Source organism: Prevotella falsenii DSM 22864 = JCM 15124, assembly GCF_000613945.1.
Taxonomy (GTDB): domain Bacteria; phylum Bacteroidota; class Bacteroidia; order Bacteroidales; family Bacteroidaceae; genus Prevotella; species Prevotella falsenii.
In genome coordinates this window covers 84,257-103,337 of sequence record NZ_BAJY01000002.1, presented here as the reverse complement: position 1 = coordinate 103,337, position 19,081 = coordinate 84,257, and the positions used below count along the sequence as shown (strand labels likewise).

Below are 19,081 nucleotides of genomic sequence, written 5' to 3'. Positions count from 1 at the left end.
TCATGGAATGCAATACTACGTTAATAAAACGATAAGAGCATAAAACAATGCTATGACACACACACTTTCAGCTCGTTAAAAGTATTTTTCTACTTTCACGAGCTGATTTTTTATTCTTAACCGAGCTTTAATTCATCGCAGGCTTGCAATGCGCTGCCAATAGCAGTGCAGTATTCCGAGTACTTAGGGATAATGAAATGAACATCGTAAAGGCGTTCCATCATTGGAAAAAGAATCTTGCATTGAGGAAGACGCGAAAGATTTCCTATCATCACAAAGTCTTTTATTCCGCTGTTCAATGCACTTAAAATCGCTGCAGAACCTATGGATTGCAACACCAGACAGATAAGTCCCAATGCCACATCTTCGCTCCGTGCATTGCCACGTGCATTGGCAAAAAGCGACGCAGTAGCATTCATTGGCAAGCCGGGCAAAGGCTTCGCTGATATATCGCTTATCTGCAGATTTATATTTCCTATATCGCCTTTCTTTGCTAAGTCGGATATTTGATGAATGTCGTCGGTGTTCAGCAACAGTCGCGAAAGCCCATTCAGCGTTCCTCCTCCTATTCCAATGCCACCGATATGGCGAATATCGTCGCCGTCGCACAACACAAGCGAAGTACCGGTGCCCATCGAAACAACTATCATACGATTAAGGTTAGCCTCGAAGCGAGCACCTAATCCGTCGGCTAAAAACTCGTCAGCCTTTTCCGTAGGCAGTCCATAAACAGGCTTGTCTATATAGGCAGAGCCCACACCCGTAAGCATGACCTTACCGACATCGCTCAATTCTATCTTGTTGTCGTACAGATACTTTCCGAATGCACCATAAAGAGAAGTTACAGGGTCGGTCGCCTTGATGCGCAAAGGGCGCACCACCTCTCCGTTTCTTATTCCAACTATCTTTGTTGTCGATATTCCGACATCAATTCCAATAGCTATTTTCATAACACCTTATATATTATTACATGGCAAAGATACAAAAAAAAGTAGATTGTCAGACAGCTTATGAAAGAGTTTTTGCAAAAAAAAGCGAAAAACATTTCTCTACTTATCTGAAAATGAGTATCTTTGCATTCCGTTATGATGAGATAACAAGATAAGTATAATTAATAGACAAACAAAACAAAATGACAAAGGCAGATATTATCAATGAGATTGCATCTTCGACAGGTATATCTAAGAAAGATGTGTCAGCAGTTGTGGAATCTTTCATGGACGCGATAAAAAACAGCTTGTTAGAGAACAAGGAGAACGTTTATCTTCGTGGCTTTGGCAGCTTCATCGTTAAGCACCGCGCCGAGAAGACAGCACGCAACATTTCAAAAAACACAACGATTACTATCCCTGCACATGACTTCCCCAGCTTCAAACCGGCGAAGACATTCATCGAGGATATGAAGAAATAATAAACAAAACAATATAAACAATTTAAACATTTAAAGCTATGCCAAACGGAAAGAAGAAAAAGGGACACAAGATGGCTACGCACAAGCGTAAGAAGAGATTAAGAAAGAACAGACATAAGAGCAAGTAAGCCTCATCGGGCTGAAGACTCCTATTAAGTCTTTCAACATGACGGGGCATGTCATCGCAATAAACTCCTACGACGGAGTGCGACGGCACGTCTCGCTTTTTATTGGATAAGCGTCGCAAAAGATGCTTATAAGAACAGAAGAAAATGACAAGCGAAATAATTATTGATGCCCAACCGAAAGAGATTTCGATTGCATTGCTTGAGGACAAGCGATTGGTGGAATACCAACGCGAACCAAGAGAAGCCAATTTCTCAGTTGGAAACATCTACATTGCGAAGGTCAAGAAACTAATGCCGGGGCTTAATGCCTGCTTCGTAGATGTTGGTTATGAACGCGACGCATTTCTTCATTATCTTGATTTAGGAAGTCAGTTCAACTCCTTTGCTAAATATCTCAAACAGGTACAAAGCGACAGAAAACGACTTTTCCCCATTGAAAAAGCCGGCAGATTGCCCGACTTGCAAAAGGATAGCAGTATTCAGAACACGCTGCAAGTGGGTCAAGATGTAATGGTGCAAGTAGTAAAAGAGCCCATTTCTACAAAGGGACCACGCCTGACAGGCGAAATTTCTTTTGCAGGACGCTATATCGTACTCATTCCTTTTGGGGATAAAGTAAACGTTTCTACCAAAATTAAAAGTGGAGAAGAGCGCGCCCGCCTGAAGCAACTCATACAGAGCATTCGCCCGAAGAACTTTGGCGTGATTGTTCGTACGGTGGCACAAGGCAAAAGGGTGGCGGAACTCGACGCTGAGATGAAAGTACTATACGGAAGATGGCACGATGCCATAACAAAAGTACAAAAGACTCAAGAGCGACCACAACTCATTTTTGAAGAGAAAGGACGTGCGGTAGGTATGCTTCGCGACCTCTTCAATCCCACCTACGAGAATATTTATGTAAACGATGAGGAGATTTGCAACGCCGTAAAGAACTATGTTACTCTCATTGCCCCTGAAAAGGCAAACATAGTAAAGAAATATACGGGCAAGTTGCCTATCTTCGACAACTTTGACGTAACGAAGCAGATTAAATCGAGCTTTGGAAAAACAATAAACTACGGACACGGTTGCTACATCATCGTTGAACATACCGAAGCTATGCACGTTGTCGATGTGAATAGCGGAAACAGAACAAAGGAGAAAGGACAGGAACAAAATGCTCTTGATACCAATCTTGGCGCAGCCGACGAGATAGCTCGCCAACTCCGTTTGAGGGATATGGGGGGTATTATTGTAGTAGACTTCATTGACATGAACTTGGCGGAAGACCGGCAAATGCTCTACGAGCGTATGTGCAAAGCGATGCAGAAAGACCGTGCCCGCCACAACATTTTGCCATTGAGCAAGTTCGGTTTGATGCAAATAACCCGCCAGAGAGTCCGCCCGGTCATGGACGTTGATGTGGCAGAAGATTGCCCAACTTGTTTTGGTACAGGCAAAATACGTTCAAGTTTGCTATTTACCGACCTGCTTGAACGTAAGATAGCCCAACTTGTGAATAAGGTTGGCATTAAGAAGTTCTACTTGCACGTACACCCATACGTTGCCGCTTACATCAACAAAGGCGTTGTTTCCTTGAAAATGAAGTGGCAGATGAAGTATGGGCTCGGTGTCAAGATTGTACCATCGCAGAAACTTGCTTTTATGCAATACGAGTTCTACGACAACAAACGTCAGTTCATTGACATGAAGGATACCAACGACAAGTTGTAAACAACACTTATTTATTTAAGATAATGTAAGAACTTTGCGGTTCTATTTAAAAGATGTTATATCGTTCGGATATAACATCTTTTTTATAGACTATTTTGTTTAAAATGAGCTTACATAAACACCTCTCCAAAAGATACCGAGTAATCTGTAAAAAGATACCGAGCAACCTGCAAAAAGATACCGAGCAATCCACAAAAAGATACCGAGCAACCTGCAAAAAGATACCGAGCAATCTGCAAAAAGATACCGAGCAATCTACAGAAAGATACCGAGCAATCTGCAAAAAGATACCGACGAACAAAATAAAAACCGCCAAACTCGTAAAGAGCAAAGCGGTTTTTAGGATTTCCAACAATATATTTAATGTATCGAAAACCTTTGTTTTTCGCTATAAACAAACAATTTTTCTCTTTCGTTAGAAATGGAAAGACACATCAACACCTATTTGGAAAGGGTTGCCAAGCTGCCCGAAGTATGCTTTGTTCCCGTTGCAGCACTCTGCACAGCAAAGGTGTTGTACTTTGTATCGGTAAGGTTGCGCACCCAAAGATTAATGTGCATCGGTCCGAAATCGGCATCTGCGTGTGCGCCCAATGTTGCGTAGAAGTTTTGCGATATGGTATTCAGTTCGTCCCAATAGGTATTGCCTTGTGCCGACAAGTTCAATCCCACTGTAACAGAGCGCAAATGGAACCTGTTTGATGGGTCGAGCAAGGCTGCGGGGTCTACATCAATACGATAATCGGCATTGCCGGCAAGGGTGTGTTGCGGAACGAATGGCACTCGTTTGTCTTTATAATTCACCACACCGGCAGCGGTTGAATCGACATATTCGTCGAATTTTGCGCTCGTGAAACCATAGCTTAAAGCATACGACAGCTTGTCGTTGAGCGCAACGCCACGCAATGTTGCCTCCAAACCACACGAGTGGCTCTTTCCCGCATTGGTCATCATACGACCAAATCCGTAGTTGTTTGCCAATACAGACAGTTGCTGATTGCGGATTTGCATATAGAAGGCAGCCAAATCGAGCTTCATCTGTCCGTCCATTAAGTTCAAGTGAGCACCTGCTTCATAGTTGAAACTTGTTTCGGGCTTATACTCTATGGTCTTCGCAATATTGCTATAATACGCCTCATCGTGCGCAATGTCAATGTCGCCACGCGCCTTTTGAGCCGCTGCTGCAATCTCTGTCTGCAATATATCCGAGAACATCTGAATGTTATAACCACCTGCACGATAGCCTTTCGACCAAGTTGCATAAACGTTGTTGCCATTGTCGAGACGATAAGTAAGACCTATCTTAGGCAACAATTCTTTGAAATGGTTGCTCTCGTGATGGGCAAGCAACGATGTAATTGTAGGCTTTATCTTCACGCCCATTACACTTTCGTCCATCAGCAAGCGGGCAGATGTCTTATAGTCGATTGCCACGTGCGAGTAGTCGTAGCGCAAACCAAGCGTTGCACGCAAGCGGTTGGTAATGTCGATATTGCTTTCATGGTAGAAACCCAAGTTGAAAGTTGGCGTGCGGAAAAGTCCCAAGATAGGTTGCATCTGCATATTTATGCTTATACCGCCTGCCTTTGCTATCGCAGCTTTTGCCGCTATTGCTGCTGCTTGCATAGCTTTTTCTTCGGGTATACCTTTCTTTATCATTTCTGCGGCTATTCGTTTTGTCATTGCTGCAAGCACACCGTTATATGCAACATCGGTAATACGGCGTGAAAGATATTTATTCATATCGCCATCAATATAAACGGGTGCATCGGTTTTCAGCCATTGATAAGCACCGAAAGCACCGAATGCCCACTGCCAACGACTATGATTTTTGCTCTTTACAGACAGTTCCTCCGTAAGCGAGTTTTGCAATTGGCGTTGCTCCAAATGCAAGAAATCTTGCGGAAGATAATCGTTGTCCATCATCATATAGTCGCGAAGAAACTGCCAAGAGGTCATAGAGTTAAGCACAAAACCATTGCCGTTGTACTTTACACCTACCCCCGTGTTCAGCATATTGCGTCTGTAAACACTCTGACGGTTCTGGCTTGGACTTTGTGTTCCCGCCTTCAAAGCGTAGTAAGGCGAAGTTATGTCGGCAGTAGCTATCTGTTCTTTCGTTACTATCTGACCGTAAGGGAATCCGTTCTGGTTCACATACTGATAGTCGGCTACGAAACTGAAGTTCAACCGATGGGTCGGGTTCCACAATAAACGGGCTTTTCCACCAAATTCGTTGAACTTATCGGCACGCTCACCATTAAACTTATTGGTGAAGAAACCATTCTGTCCGCTGTAGAAAGCCGAAACAGCGAAAGCCGTTTCATCGTTCAACTTTGTGTAATGCCCTATCTCTGCTTTGCGCCGGAACTTGTTTCCGAGCGAAAGTTTAAGGTCTGTGCCTTGATATAAAAACGGATTTCTACTATAAAGACGTATCAATCCGCCTTCATTGTTCATGCCATAGAGCGTGCCTTGAGGTCCATGGAGCACATCAACACGGTCTATATCGTAAGTATGAAAGTTGAAAGCACTCTTGCTCTGAATGGGCATATCGTCTACATACATTCCCATCGCAGGCGAATTTACACGCGAACCTATGCCGCGCATATACATCGACGATGTGTAACGAGAACCATATTCGGGCATTACGAACGAAGGAACGAAAGCCGAAAGCTGCCGAAGGTCTTGTGTATTAAGGCTCTTCAACTGCAATTGGCTGAAAGAAGTGCTGTTTAATGGTTGCTGACGAAGGCGGTAAGCCTCTTTGGGGTTGTCGTAAACATATACTTCTTCAATGTCGTAAATGCGTACGGTGTCGTTAATCTCTTCATTGTCATCTGCCAACAATGAAGTTGGCAGGAGTGAAGCACATAAAAATGTAAGTAAAATCTTGTTCATTACCATTTCTTTATTGCATTAATTTAATATCGCTTAGCGAATGCAAAGGTAGTGAAAACCTAATAATTACACAATCCTTATTTATTAGGAAATACAAACAAGACGGCAATGAGATGTTGCAAAGGCAACGTTCCGATGTCCTTCCGAAGCATTAAGAATAAAAAAGAGTGCGGTTCCGAAGATATTTATGTGCCTTAAAATTGAATTATCCAAGCTTTAGGAAATACTTTTCAGAACTCTGATAATAATTTTTCTAACCTTTGATAAGTATTTCCCAAAGCTTAGATAATTTGAAAATGTACATAGAAAGATTGTATTATATACGGTTTCTTGTGAAACGGAAACCTATCAGAAACAATGTCAGAACCTTTGTAAGCCCCGCATATTAACATTAAAAACAAGAATATGGCTTATTGATTAACTATTTAAGAAGAGAATAGTCTTGCAGCGGTTTCGCTGCAAAAAGAAAGAAAAGTAAACCGAAAAACTATTCGTTTACCACACCGCAATGGGGACAACGCCCTTTCCTGTGAAGACGAGAACCACAGTTTCCGCACTCGTAAGCATCGCTGCTTTTCTTGAACCAAACCCGAATGCCGTAATAAATGTAGACCAAAAGAAGCAGGTAGCCTATATAGTATAAGGTGAGAACCGAAAAAACAATATAGTTTACCGCACAGATGGCTGCCAAACCGCACAGATACATAAAAGCATCGCCCGAACGAAGCAGTCGGCGGACATCGTCGAAAGCAGCAATGCCTACCAGCAACATTGCCCAGACAAGCAACAGGAAAATATTTAAAAGTATAGGTTGCGAGAACGGATTGAGCGATGGGTGGAAGTAAAACTCCCGCCATGTTTCAGGCGCAAAGAGCTGAATACTTGCATAGAAAGTCGCCGACGTCGCTACAATGATTGCCAACAGCGTCGGATAAAAAGAGTTTATATCGTTGAAATGCACAATGTTGGCATTGCGTTTCATAATCTTTCGCATCAGATAGCTTACGCCAATCAACGAAATAACAACCAAGAAGATAAGCAAGTGTGTGTTTGAAAACAGAGAAATGAACTGCGATATGGGCGTGTCGGGGTCTACCTTCTTCAGCAGTTGCTTCTCTCTCGCCCAGCCAAAGGCGTAATCTTCCGTGGCAATGCGCACCCAGACCGAATCGATACTGTCGTTCGGAAGAATGCGAATATCGGCTACCACCAACGATTTTCCCTTCGTTACAGCAAACGAATCGGTTTCAAGATTGTTCACAGCTTCCTCCGGTTGTTGCCTTAGAAGCATCAGGGAGTCTTTACTTACTACAAAATTAAATCCCTCTGAATAATGATGCTTCACACGGAAAGCAAACGAATCCAACTTCGTCGTACTGCCGGACCACCCTAAACTATTATCGGTTTGTTTCATCAAATCGAGCGAATCGTGGTTCGGAAGTATACGCCGGGAAATCTGTGCCTCCTGAACGCTGTCGGGAAGACGGAAGTTTGAAGGCGTTTTCTTGTGGTAACAACTTGTAGAAGCAAGCGAAAGAAGAAGCAACAAAACCACTGCTCCGAAATAAACATACATCTCTCGGAGGTTCTTTAATGGCTTGCTATGTTCAAATCGTTGTTTCATTCGGTCGTTATTCAGCATATATATTCATCTGACAGTCCTTGCAATCGAACTCTAAACGGAAGCGTTTCTTGTCGCCAAGTTCCAAAAACAATGGCTCTTTCCACGTTGGTTTCTTGCCGCCGTGCACCACGCAATAGCCCAACGAATAGCGAATGCAATGGCGACACTGCATAATAAGAGCCTCATCGTGCATCGGTTTCGTGTCCATACACTCGAAAGCAGACTTTACGTTTGCCCCCTGTTGCTCGTAAAAAGCCCTTGCCGCACGGTTGGAAACGTTGTAAAGGTAGGGGAAACGCTTGTATTGCGATGGATTTATGTATTGAAAAGCTGCCCCATTGGTGTTGCCCAAATCGTGCTCTTTCAGCGTGTTTGCTTCTTCAAAAAACAACGGCTGACATGCAAAACTGTCAATGGCACTGCGCCTTAACTCGGCAAGCACACTGCGCGGAACAAAATATTGGTCGGCATCATTGTCTATTTCCATTCCCTCGCAAGTGTAAATGGTATTGCCCAACTTGGTGAGCTGGCGGACGATATTGTCGCGCTGGGGTTTCTTGGCCTCCTGATGTGCAAACCGAACGGTAGCTTTTGCTTCTACCTTTGGAACACCGTTGCCGCTTAAACGAACCGTCAGCGAATAGCCATCGGGGGTTAATCCGAACTCCATATCAATGGGCAGAGAGCGTACTGCCGACTGTCCTGCAAGTTCTTTCTCGAAAGCTTGGTCTTGGTTTCTGTACAAACCCATACCCGCTTTCAAGCCTTGTGGCATCTTGTAAGGGTACAACCGGTTGCCCACAGCCTTGTTTACACGAAACCCTTCCAATGCTTCCACCGTTCGTCCTTCACGGTTGGTTTGCCGATGAATGAAGCACAGACCGTCGCCATTGGCAAAACTTGCCGTCGTAGAAACGTTAAACGAGTCGCGCCGCATTTCTTTTACCTTGCCAACATATTCTCCCAACGCTTTCGGCGTATTGGGCGAGAAAATGCCTTGCTGCCGTCCGTCGGCAAAATAATGGGTATATCCACGATTGAAAGTCTTGTTAAGGTCGGGTGTGAAGTTACATTCCACTTTTCCAAACGATGCGCGTCGGAACTCGTCGGGGTGCTTTGCTATGATGGCATTCAAACGTTGGTTGTATGCCGACACAACATTCTTCACATAATTAATATCTTTCAGCCGTCCTTCTATCTTGAAAGCACAGGCTCCCGAACGCATCAACGCCTCAAGATTATCTATTTGGCTCATATCTTTCAGCGAAAGAAGATAACGCTGATGCTCTATTGTTCTGCCGTCGGAATCTTTCAAATCGAATGCCATTCTGCAGAATTGGGCACATGCTCCACGATTGGCTGAACGGTCGAAACAATATTGGGAAGCGTAGCAAATACCGCTGTAACTCACACAAAGTGCCCCGTGCACAAAGGCTTCCAACTCTACTTCGGGCACAGCTGTATGTATATCGGCTATCTCTTGCACCGACAACTCTCGTGCCAACACCACCCGTTCAAAGCCCAAAGAAGCAAGCCAACGCACCTTTTCGGCAGTTCTGCTATCGCATTGTGTACTGGCATGCAGCGATATGCCAGTCTTTAGCTGTTCCTTGCAAACCTTCAACAGTCCCATATCTTGAATTAACAGGGCATTGACCTTAGCCTTTTCCAATTCGCGAACAAGCTGCAACATATCGTCTATCTCGTTGTCGTAGATGATTGTATTCACCGTTACATGCACCTTTGCACCAAATCGGTGAGCATAATCGCACAACGCAGCTATATCTTCTACACTATTGCCTGCCGATTGCCTTGCACCAAACTTGGCTGCACCAATATATACGGCATCTGCACCGTGGTCTATTGCTGCTATTCCACAAGCCAAATTCTTAGCCGGAGCCAATAGTTCTATTGTTCGCATCTTATTATCCTTGCTCTGCATTCCAATGCACAAAGATAATCAATAAAAAAGAGAAAAGGAAGAAGACTGTATTAAAAAATCTAATCCAACAGGCACTTCGCCTCCCACTCCTACTTCAATTCCGTCATTACTTTCAAGCAGTTGCAAGTTTGGAACAGCACAGACACCTACCAATCAATTAATATTTAAAGGTGCAACTACCCAATAAAAAAGACACGACAAATACGAAGTGTACTTGTCGTGCCTTTATTTATATTATGTGTAATATACTTTCTTTAGAAGCGGTAGCCCACTGTCAATAAGATTTGTCCTTTATTGTTATCAATCTTTGTTCCGGCTGCTTCGTTGGAATATGATGTAGTTTTGCCCGTTGCAGTGTCTCTTATATCGAAGTTCATCGTAGAGAACGGATAGAAAGTTCCCTTCTGTGCGCTGTACTGATAAGCCAAATCGATGTTGAACTTCTTCACTTGATAGCCCACACCGAACGTAAATCGGTTGGTTGCTTCCCAATTAACGAAGTCGGTTGCAGACGAATAGCTGCTGCCGGGAGATACAACCGTAGGGTCTTTCTGTGCGTCCTTGTTGTACTTAGGACTAACGTAGTTGTAGCCTAAACGCAGTGCGAAGTCGGTTGTTGGCTTAAACTCGGCACCCACCTTCAATGTACTTACCCCTTGCAAGGCTTGTTTGGTGTGCCTGTTCATACCTTTATCGGGCGACGAAGTTTCAAAATACTCGTCGTAATAACCACTGTAATATCCTCCATCGTTTATGCGCGTGTTGGTTGAAGCGTGGTCTTCGTACTCGTATGTCAGACCCAATGCAAGGTAGTTGCCCACGGTATGACCGAGCGAAACACCGAACTTCCAAGGTGTCCACATCTTGTAATCGTATTTGTTAGGCACTTCTCCCCAGTCGTTTTTACCGCCGGTGTTGGTGTTTCTGTCGATACGGGTTGTATTTTCGGTAATTAAATCATACCAAGTAGGCGTCTTAACGTATGCACCCAAACGGAAAGGAGAATCCAATACAGGGCGGACAATAATACCTGCGGTAAGGTCGAAACCCGTACCGGTAATACGACGAATGTCGCGAACCGTTACGTCGCCAACTCCATTAGAGAGTTTCTCGTCGTATCTGCTTTCCGATTCGTAGTTTACGTCCTTCAATCCGAAGGTTATACCAAGGTACACTTTGTCTTCAATGCTACCACTGACATTGAAGTCGTAATTACCTATATAACCTGTATTTGCCTTGTCAAAGACATACGAATCGGCAAGATAGCTCTTGAAATCGCCTTCTTTATTAGCATCGGGCAACAGCGTGTTGAAGTACAAATAGTCTAATTGGCTCCACGTCCACGATACATTATTGCTCTTGGGGTCTACGAAACCTGTATATATATTATTCTTCTTACGAACGTCAAAGCCTCCATAGTTTTCCGAACCGAGTACGTGCTTCAAGTAAGACTGGTTGTTTTGCGAACCACGTCCTAATCTGCCGCTTGCATTCAATATATAGTCGAAGTTCTTGCCTTTGCTGTAATTAAATCCAAAGTTTATATTTGAACGGTAAGCCGCACGTGTTGAATATACAAAACCTATCTGGTCGAAACTTGCATTGGTCTTTTTGCCATCGGCAAACTCCTTGCCGTTGCTCTGCATAAGCAAGCCACCGCTCACCGAAAGTGTGTTACGACGAAACAAACCGATACCTGCAGGGTTGCTTCCTATGGTAGAAATATCAGCTCCTAAGGCTTCCATTGCTCCACCCATACCTACATAGCGGGCTGTACCGTTAAGGTCGTTACCCGTCAAACGGGCGTTCTCGTATGTTTCCTGTGCTGCTGCAGGCAACGAAAACAATGTTGCTGCAAGCAAATAATGATGTATTTTCATAATTATATGTCTGTTTTTGACCTGTTAAACTAACTTTTCTATTATAAAAAGTAAGAATTATTATCTACGACCACCGAAGCTGCCGCCACCCGAATGTGAACCGCCGCCACTGCGTGAGCCACCGAAACTGCCACCGCCTACTGCGTGTGAAGGACCTCTTGATGGACCCGAATTGTAGTTACGTGGTGTACTACGCTGGCTGTCGAACGAGTTTCTGTTATCAAAAACATCTCTTCTTGGTGCGCTTTCAGGCTTTCTGTCGCGAGAAAGCGTGCCAAAACTACTGCCTCTGTTGTTAGAAGAGTTGTTTCTTTCAATCACAACTCGGTTTCTTGAGTTGCCAAACTGACCGCTGCGTGCGTTCATATTGCCGAACGAACGTGGAGAATCGACATTACGAGGTTGTCCGTTGTACACAGAGTTTCTGCTTCCAAAGCTGCCGCCGTATGCACCGCCCCAGTGGTTAGCTGTGCCCGTATGCCCTCCGGCGTAGTTGTATCTGACGTAAGGTCTTGCAAAACCATAATAGTAGTAAGGGTATCCCCAACCGTAATAGCCGTACCCCCAAGGGTCATACCAGCCACCGCGGTAACGGTAATACCAAGGATCGTAATAGCCCATGTACCATGGATCGTAGTAACCCCAATACCAAGGGTCCCGGCTTCTGTACGAATAGCGGAATCCGTAATACGGATAATCATAGTACCAAGGGTTGTAATAGCCATAGAAACCTTCAAATCTGCCTAACCGACGGCTATAGGCAAAGTCGTCTTCAGTATTCTCAAAATAGCGGTCGAACTGATAAATCGTATCTATTCGATATACGCCGTCTTGGCTTCTATACTGTACAATATCGTTTCCTAACGAGTCTTGACCTATTTTTTTATAGATTTTATCTAACTCATTCCGTCGATTGTATTCGCTATCCGACTTGCTTATTCCACTGTAATAAGCGTATCGGTGGGTTTTCTGCGCATCTTTATACTCACGAACTGACTCCTTCGACGGTGTGAAATACACATCGTCTTGCGCCAACAAAGCTGTTGGTAAGGCAAGAGCCATAACTGAAAGTAGAACAAACTTTTTCATATTATTACCTCCATCTCTTTGTTTTATATCTGTTTTCTTCTTGTTTTCTTTTCTATCCAATGCAAAAATACTACATCTTATTGTGCAAATATACGGATTTTCCCTAACTTAATATAGGTTTTTCCCTATTTTTTGAGTAAACCAATACTTCTTGAAGTCATATTATAAAGTATAAAGAGACATTATCATTGCACGCGTTTCAAACATTTTAAGTATATTTGCACAATCATTAAGAAATAAACATGAAAAGAATAATTACTACATCGTTATTAGGCATTGCATTGACAACACCCATCTTTGCACAAACAAACAGCCAACAACAAGAAAGAAACAATCGGGTATTAACAGCTCCAAGTGCTTTCGAGAAGTATGTTCCTACTGCCGAAAACCTTGCAGCACGCAAACGGTTTGAAGGATTTCGCTTCGGAATATTCCTGCATTGGGGCGTTTACAGCACCTTTGCACAAGGCGAATGGTATCTGAATAACAAGATAAACAAAGACGAATATGCCAAGGCGGCATCGGCTTTCTATCCATCGTATTTCGATGCCAACGCTTGGGTAAGTGCCATTAAAGACTCCGGAGCAAAGTATATAACTTTCACATCGCGCCACCACGACAGCTTCTCAATGTTCAAAACAAAGGAAAGCAACTACAACATTGTAGACGCAACACCTTTCAAACGCGACGTGCTGAAAGAACTTGCCGATGCTTGCCATAAGCAGAATATAGACCTGCACATATATTATTCTATTCTCGATTGGATACGCGAGGATTATCCCATCGGTAGAACGGGACTTTACACAGGCAGAAACTTGAAGCCCAACTACGACACTTACTTCAACTTTATGAAAGGACAAGTAAGCGAATTGCTCCACAACTACGGAAAAGTGGGTGCTATTTGGTTAGACGGCTATTGGGATCACGACAGCGACAGCATTCCGTTTGATTGGCGTATGGAAGAGTTTTACCGCTACATTCACGACATTCAGCCTGCCTGTCTGATAGGCAACAACCACCACATAACGCCGATAGACGGAGAAGATTTCCAAATGTTTGAACGCGATTTGCCCGGCGAAAACAAGGCGGGACTATCCGGTCAGGCTATCAGTCGCCTACCGCTCGAAGCCTGCCAGACGATGAACGGTATGTGGGGATACAAGGTTGCAGACACCAATTACAAATCAACCAACCAACTGATAGAACTCCTTGTGCGCTCGGCGGCTAAGGGTAGCAACCTCTTGCTCAACATCGGACCACAGCCTAACGGCGAACTTCCTGCGGTTGCGCTCGACCGTTTGCAAGGTATTGGCAAATGGCTGAAACTGTATGGGGAAACCATTTACGAAACAATGGCAGGCGATGTGGCTGAAGCCGACTGGGGTGTGAGCACATCAAAGGGAAAGAAGACCTACCTGCACGTGTTGAAACAAGATGCTGAAACTGTTTCCTGCGTATTATCGAAAAAGCCTAAACGCATCATCGACTTTGTTTCTCGCCAGCCACTTTCGTACAGTTACGACAAGAAAACAAAAACGCTTACCGTCCACATTGACAGTCATAAGGACGTTGTAGACTATGTAATAGAAATAGAAAAGTAACAATTATGCCGATATTAGAAGTTTGCACAGGAAGCCTGCAAAGCGTTATGAATGCCGTAAAGGGCGGAGCACAACGCATAGAACTTTGTTCTGCCCTATCGCTCGACGGACTAACGCCCTCGTTGGGACTTATAAAAACGGTGCGCACACTGTTTCCAGAACTCACCATTCACGTACTTATCAGAGTGCGCGAGGGTGATTTCTGTTACACCGAAGAGGAGGTCAAGGCGATGGAAACCGATATTAAAGCCGTACTTCCATACGCCGATGCAATTGTCTGCGGGGCACTAACCGCAACAGGCGACATAGACATTGCAACCACACGCCGACTGATTAATGCCTGCGAAGGAAAGCCATTCACCTTTCATCGTGCTTTCGATGTTTGCAGAAACCCACTGAAAGCACTTGACGAACTTGCAGATTTGAACTGCACACGCGTACTTACATCGGGGCAAGCTCCCACTGCCGAGGCAGGCATACCGGCATTAAAAGAATACATAAAGCACACCGAAGGACGTATGACCATCTTGCCGGGCGGCGGCGTTACGCCTCTGAATGCTAAAAAGATACTCGCAGAAACGGGGGCAACCGAGATACATGGGTCGGCATCGGGAATGGCAGAAAGCGGCAGAAAAGAAACACTTACCGAAGTAGTGGCACAGATTATTCAACAAATAAAGTAAGTAAAGTAACCTAAACCGCTGAATACGATACTATTAAACAGCAGTTATTCATCTGCAAAAGAGTGGGTATAACCCTATCTTCTACCGCAACCAACCTACTGTAAAACCGCTCTGCACCAACATTGCAGAGCGGTTTACAATAGCGTTGCCGATGCGCAGCAGTAATGTTACAACGCCATTGCAACAAAAGTACAAAGGCTTTTGCACGCCACTAAAACGTTTTTCCACCGTCGCCATAACGTTAGTTAGTTATAAAAAGCAAAGTTAAGCAAGCTATCTCGCAGGTATTTTTAAGCAAGCCCACGAATGAAACAACGAGAGATTTTCCGTTTAATTCTGTAAAGAAAATTCCCTTAAAAAGTGATAATTGCGCTTTGGCATTGCGAAACCGTAGGTTTTGCATCGCAAAACCTACGGTTTTACCGTGCAAAACAGCCGCTTTTGGAACGCAAAACAATAGGTTTTGTAATGCGCTGATGCAGAGAAAGTTATACAACAGCTATACTTGCGAAAAATATTTACGTTTTTATTGTCTTATTTACGTTCTTTTCTCGTTCCTCGAAAAGTGCGTTTTCTCGCCATGGCAATGCTTAAATAAATTTGGCATTGCTCATTTGGCTGAACGAAAACGTTCATGAATAACGTGAGTTCGGTGTAACTATTCGAGGACGGAAATACTTTACTTTTCCTTGATTATAAGCATATTAAATCATAATCACTTCTTTCTTTAAGTATCTTAATACATAATATACCGGCATAAATCTTATACCGAACTCACGTTAAAAGAAGAAAAATAGCCTTCTTTGGCTTGTGAGTTAGTACAGATTTCATACAAAAATGCTTACCTTTGCACGCATTATAAAAACAGCAATATGGCAAAATCAAAACGCAAAAAGAACAATCATAAAAATCTGAAGATAGTTGGCACTATCGTCGGTATCGGCATTTTAGTTGCTTACTTCTTTTTATTCTCTTCTATGTCGAGCAGCGGTAAGACCGAGTATATCTTTATCGACCACGATGACAACATAGACTCTGTTTACCATAAGTTGGAAAAAGTGTCTACCAAGCACAGTCTATGGGCATTCAAGCAAATGGCAGCTGTATTCTCTTATAAAGACAATATAAAACCCGGCAGATACACCATTGGCAGTTCAGGCGCATTGCTGACATTTCGCAACTTCAAGAATGGAAGACAAGCCTCTATCTCGCTCACCATACGCTCGGTTCGCACGCTTGACGATTTGGCTACCGACGTAAGCAAAAAGCTGATGTTCTCAAAGCGGGAACTCATGGATTCACTCTCTTCCGAAGCCGTTTGCCAAAGGTACGGATATACCCGTGAAAACATCATTGCAATGTTCATACCCAACACTTACGACTTTTATTGGGACACTTCTGTTTCGACTTTCCTGAAGAAAATGGAAAAAGAAAGCAAGAAGTTCTGGACTTTCGAGCGCACCCAAAAGGCTGAAAACAATGGTTTCAGTAAAGAAGAAGTAATGACTTTGGCAAGTATCGTAGACGAAGAAACCGACGACGAGGGCGAAATGCCCAAGATAGCAGGTATGTATATCAACCGTCTAAACAAGAAAATGGCTATGCAAGCCGACCCTACGGTGAAGTTTGCACTCGGCAAGTTCGAGGCTCACCGCATCTATCACAAATGGTTAAGCTACGACAGTCCGTACAATACCTATAAGTACAAAGGACTTCCTCCGGGCCCTATCCGCATTCCTTGCGTTGCCGCTATCGATGCCGTTTTAAACTATGTGCACCACAACTATCTGTATATGTGTGCAAAAGAAGATTTCAGCGGTACACACAACTTTGCTGAAACCTACGAGGAACATTCTGTTAATGCCGAAAAATATGCCAAGGCATTAACAGAAAGAGGAATAGAATAAGCAGTGTTTATATCAAAAAAATATGGCTCTTTGAAAGTTTCTGTTTCTTTCAAAGAGCCATAACAACAATTAATAGTTTTTATTTCTATATTCGTTAGCTTTACTTTGCCTGATGCTTATCGTTTAACAACATTTCTTTTACGACTTCTTTCGCTGTTTTGCGTAATCGGTGAGCAGCTATTTCAGGTTTCATAGCCTCGCTGAGAGGAGAGTCCGACGGGTTAATTCCAACAACGTTATGAAAACCTGCCGACATCAACAGGTCTTGATTGGCTACACAACCGGCAAGTGCTATCGTGGGAATATTGTAAGTTCGAGCCATTGACATTACGCCAAACGGAAGTTTGTTGTTCAATGTCTGACTGTCTATTTTGCCTTCGCCGGTTATCACAAGGTCGGCATCGTGCAAGTGAGTAGCCAATCCTGCCGTCTCCAGTACAACATCTACACCTTTCCGCAATTGTGCACCGAGCAAACAAAAGGCATATCCCAAGCCGCCTGCTGCCCCACTGCCAGGTATAGACGGATCTGCTTTACAAAGGCGGGCAAGGTTGCGCAAGCCGCTGTCTAACAGTTTTACCTCCTCCGAGCTTGCTCCTTTCTGAGGCGCATAAACGTATGCGGCACCGTTGAACCCAAACAATGGATTGCTGACATCGCAAAGGACTTCAATCTGAACATTGTGGAAAGCATCAAGCGAAGAAAGGTCTACGGAAGTTAAATGTATAAGGTCGCCCCCTTTGGGACATTCAATGACGCAATTGTTTATATAGAACTTTGCACCTAAGGCAGCCAGCATTCCCGTGCCTCCATCGCTTGTAGCACTTCCGCCAATGCCTATAAGAATATGCTGCACCCCGGCTCTGACAGCATGAAGAAGCATTTCGCCTACACCAAAAGTAGTAGTTTTCATCGGGTTTTGCTCTTTCGCTTGCAAGAGTGTAAGTCCTGCTGCCGCTGCCATTTCCATAATGCAACACGTCGGTTTGTCCCGATAGCATAGCGAGAAACAAGCGGGCGCATCAAAGGATTGTGAACTTTACACGTCGTCCATTCTGCACCTGTGTAGCGTACAAGCGTTTCGGTTGTACCTTCGCCACCATCTGACATAGGTAAACACACTGTTTCTGCTGTCGGGAGGGCATCTTTTACGCCCATTGCAGCTGCTTCTACCGCTTTCTCTGCGGTGAGCGAACCTTTAAAAGAATCGAAAGCAAGTACAACTTTCATTATCTCTTTGCAAAGTAATAGTGGGTATAGCTGCCTTTAGCATACGGTGGTTTCGGTGTTAAACCTTTCGCCAATAGCGCATGCAACTTGTAGGCTTCTGCATAATATCGGGGGCGAAGACTATCAACAGGATAGTACTTCGTTACGAAACGAGTAAATTTCGGTAAGTTTCGGTCAAGCAAGAAACCTGTTAATTGATAGTGTACGGATTTCTTGGTTGCCTTATCAATAACGCTATCGGGCAATAGCAACGAATGTACTTTGCCCGGACGCAACACGTCGCTGCCACCAACAAGGCGGTATTCGTAAAGGCTATCGGACAGATGTCCTATGCGAGCCACACTATATATCGTAAGCATTGTGGTGGAAGAATCCACTGTCTGCATCTGCTTTACAGTATGTAAAGCATTGCAATACTTGTGGTTATGCACCAAGACCTCTACCTTTACTTTCTGGTGAAAATGCTTGTCGGAATTGCTGAACATTCCCACAAATAAGAAAAAAGCAAACATTATACCGAGGTTTATCCACAATAATTGAGAGGTAAACCCCACACCACGCACTTCCGGTTCGTATGGTTCGTAACGCCGTACATACAACACGAGTACGACATAAAGAATTAACAATAATGGAGCAAGCCACGCCCAGACTCCGAAAATAATCGAAGTTGTTACATTTGAACTAATGGCGGTGAGTATCGTCAGCAAAAGAACAGAAGGAAAGTAAGTAAGTGCATAGCCACGCTTGCTCAATTTCAACAAAGAGTTAATACCAATTTGACATAGTTGCAACACAAATGTTATTAAGATTGCACCCAACCACGGCACGTAATGCGTTTGTCCGTTTGATGCCAAATGCTGTGTAAGCACAAGAATGTCTGCCTGATAAAAGTACAGATAACAGAATGTGAATACACAAAATACAATGGCGCAAGAAATGCGCATAAACTTACTTTCAAATCTCATCAGC

The 19,081-nt window shown here is 43.8% G+C and carries 11 protein-coding genes and 2 pseudogenes; 5 read left to right on the top strand and 8 right to left on the bottom strand.

What is annotated here, in order from left to right:
* Positions 1-116 precede the first annotated feature (116 nt).
* Positions 117-950, bottom strand: a complete 834-nt coding sequence (gene coaW / locus JCM15124_RS01575) for a type II pantothenate kinase (protein WP_024998012.1) — start codon at positions 948-950, stop codon at positions 117-119.
* Between the two features lie 182 nt (positions 951-1,132).
* Between coaW and JCM15124_RS01565 the strand changes: the two genes are divergently transcribed.
* Together JCM15124_RS01565 and JCM15124_RS01555 are read left to right on the top strand one after the other, a co-directional pair.
* Positions 1,133-1,411, top strand: a complete 279-nt coding sequence (locus JCM15124_RS01565) for an HU family DNA-binding protein (RefSeq protein ID WP_024998011.1) — start codon at positions 1,133-1,135, stop codon at positions 1,409-1,411.
* Between the two features lie 272 nt (positions 1,412-1,683).
* Positions 1,684-3,255, top strand: a complete 1,572-nt coding sequence (locus JCM15124_RS01555) for an Rne/Rng family ribonuclease (protein WP_024998010.1) — start codon at positions 1,684-1,686, stop codon at positions 3,253-3,255.
* A gap of 415 nt (positions 3,256-3,670) precedes the next feature.
* Here JCM15124_RS01555 and JCM15124_RS12825 read toward each other — a convergent pair.
* The 5 genes and pseudogenes from JCM15124_RS12825 to JCM15124_RS01525 all read right to left on the bottom strand — a co-directional run bounded on the left by JCM15124_RS12825 (position 3,671) and on the right by JCM15124_RS01525 (position 12,691).
* A pseudogene (locus tag JCM15124_RS12825) lies at positions 3,671-6,156 on the bottom strand (TonB-dependent receptor).
* Positions 6,157-6,643: 487 nt separating this feature from the next.
* On the bottom strand, positions 6,644-7,780 hold the full coding sequence (locus tag JCM15124_RS01540; protein WP_024998008.1) for a hypothetical protein: 1,137 nt from the start codon (positions 7,778-7,780) through the stop codon (positions 6,644-6,646).
* 7 nt (positions 7,781-7,787) lie between these two features.
* Positions 7,788-9,722, bottom strand: a complete 1,935-nt coding sequence (locus tag JCM15124_RS01535) for a peptidase U32 family protein (protein ID WP_024998007.1) — start codon at positions 9,720-9,722, stop codon at positions 7,788-7,790.
* 254 nt (positions 9,723-9,976) lie between these two features.
* A complete protein-coding gene (locus tag JCM15124_RS01530; protein WP_024998006.1) occupies positions 9,977-11,602 on the bottom strand; it encodes a hemin receptor in 1,626 nt (541 codons plus the stop codon).
* A gap of 60 nt (positions 11,603-11,662) precedes the next feature.
* On the bottom strand, positions 11,663-12,691 hold the full coding sequence (locus JCM15124_RS01525; protein WP_024998005.1) for a hypothetical protein: 1,029 nt from the start codon (positions 12,689-12,691) through the stop codon (positions 11,663-11,665).
* Between the two features lie 242 nt (positions 12,692-12,933).
* Here JCM15124_RS01525 and JCM15124_RS01520 point away from each other — a divergent pair, with 242 nt between their 5' ends.
* The 3 genes from JCM15124_RS01520 (at position 12,934) to mltG (ending at position 16,882) form a co-directional block, all read left to right on the top strand.
* A complete protein-coding gene (locus tag JCM15124_RS01520; protein ID WP_024998004.1) occupies positions 12,934-14,292 on the top strand; it encodes an alpha-L-fucosidase in 1,359 nt (452 codons plus the stop codon).
* A gap of 5 nt (positions 14,293-14,297) precedes the next feature.
* Positions 14,298-14,975 carry a copper homeostasis protein CutC gene (locus JCM15124_RS01515; RefSeq protein ID WP_024998003.1) on the top strand — a complete coding sequence of 226 codons (678 nt, stop codon included), beginning with the start codon at positions 14,298-14,300 and terminating at the stop codon, positions 14,973-14,975.
* Positions 14,976-15,847: 872 nt separating this feature from the next.
* Complete coding sequence (mltG, locus tag JCM15124_RS01500; protein WP_024998002.1) at positions 15,848-16,882, top strand: endolytic transglycosylase MltG; 1,035 nt, start codon at positions 15,848-15,850, stop codon at positions 16,880-16,882.
* Between the two features lie 100 nt (positions 16,883-16,982).
* On the opposite strand, the pseudogene JCM15124_RS12820 reads toward mltG, so the two are convergent.
* Positions 16,983-18,112: pseudogene (locus JCM15124_RS12820) on the bottom strand (glycerate kinase).
* On the bottom strand, positions 18,112-19,077 hold the full coding sequence (locus JCM15124_RS01490) for a hypothetical protein (protein ID WP_024998001.1): 966 nt from the start codon (positions 19,075-19,077) through the stop codon (positions 18,112-18,114). Before JCM15124_RS01490 ends, JCM15124_RS12820 begins: the two are co-directional and overlap by 1 nt.
* Positions 19,078-19,081: the final 4 nt, after the last annotated feature.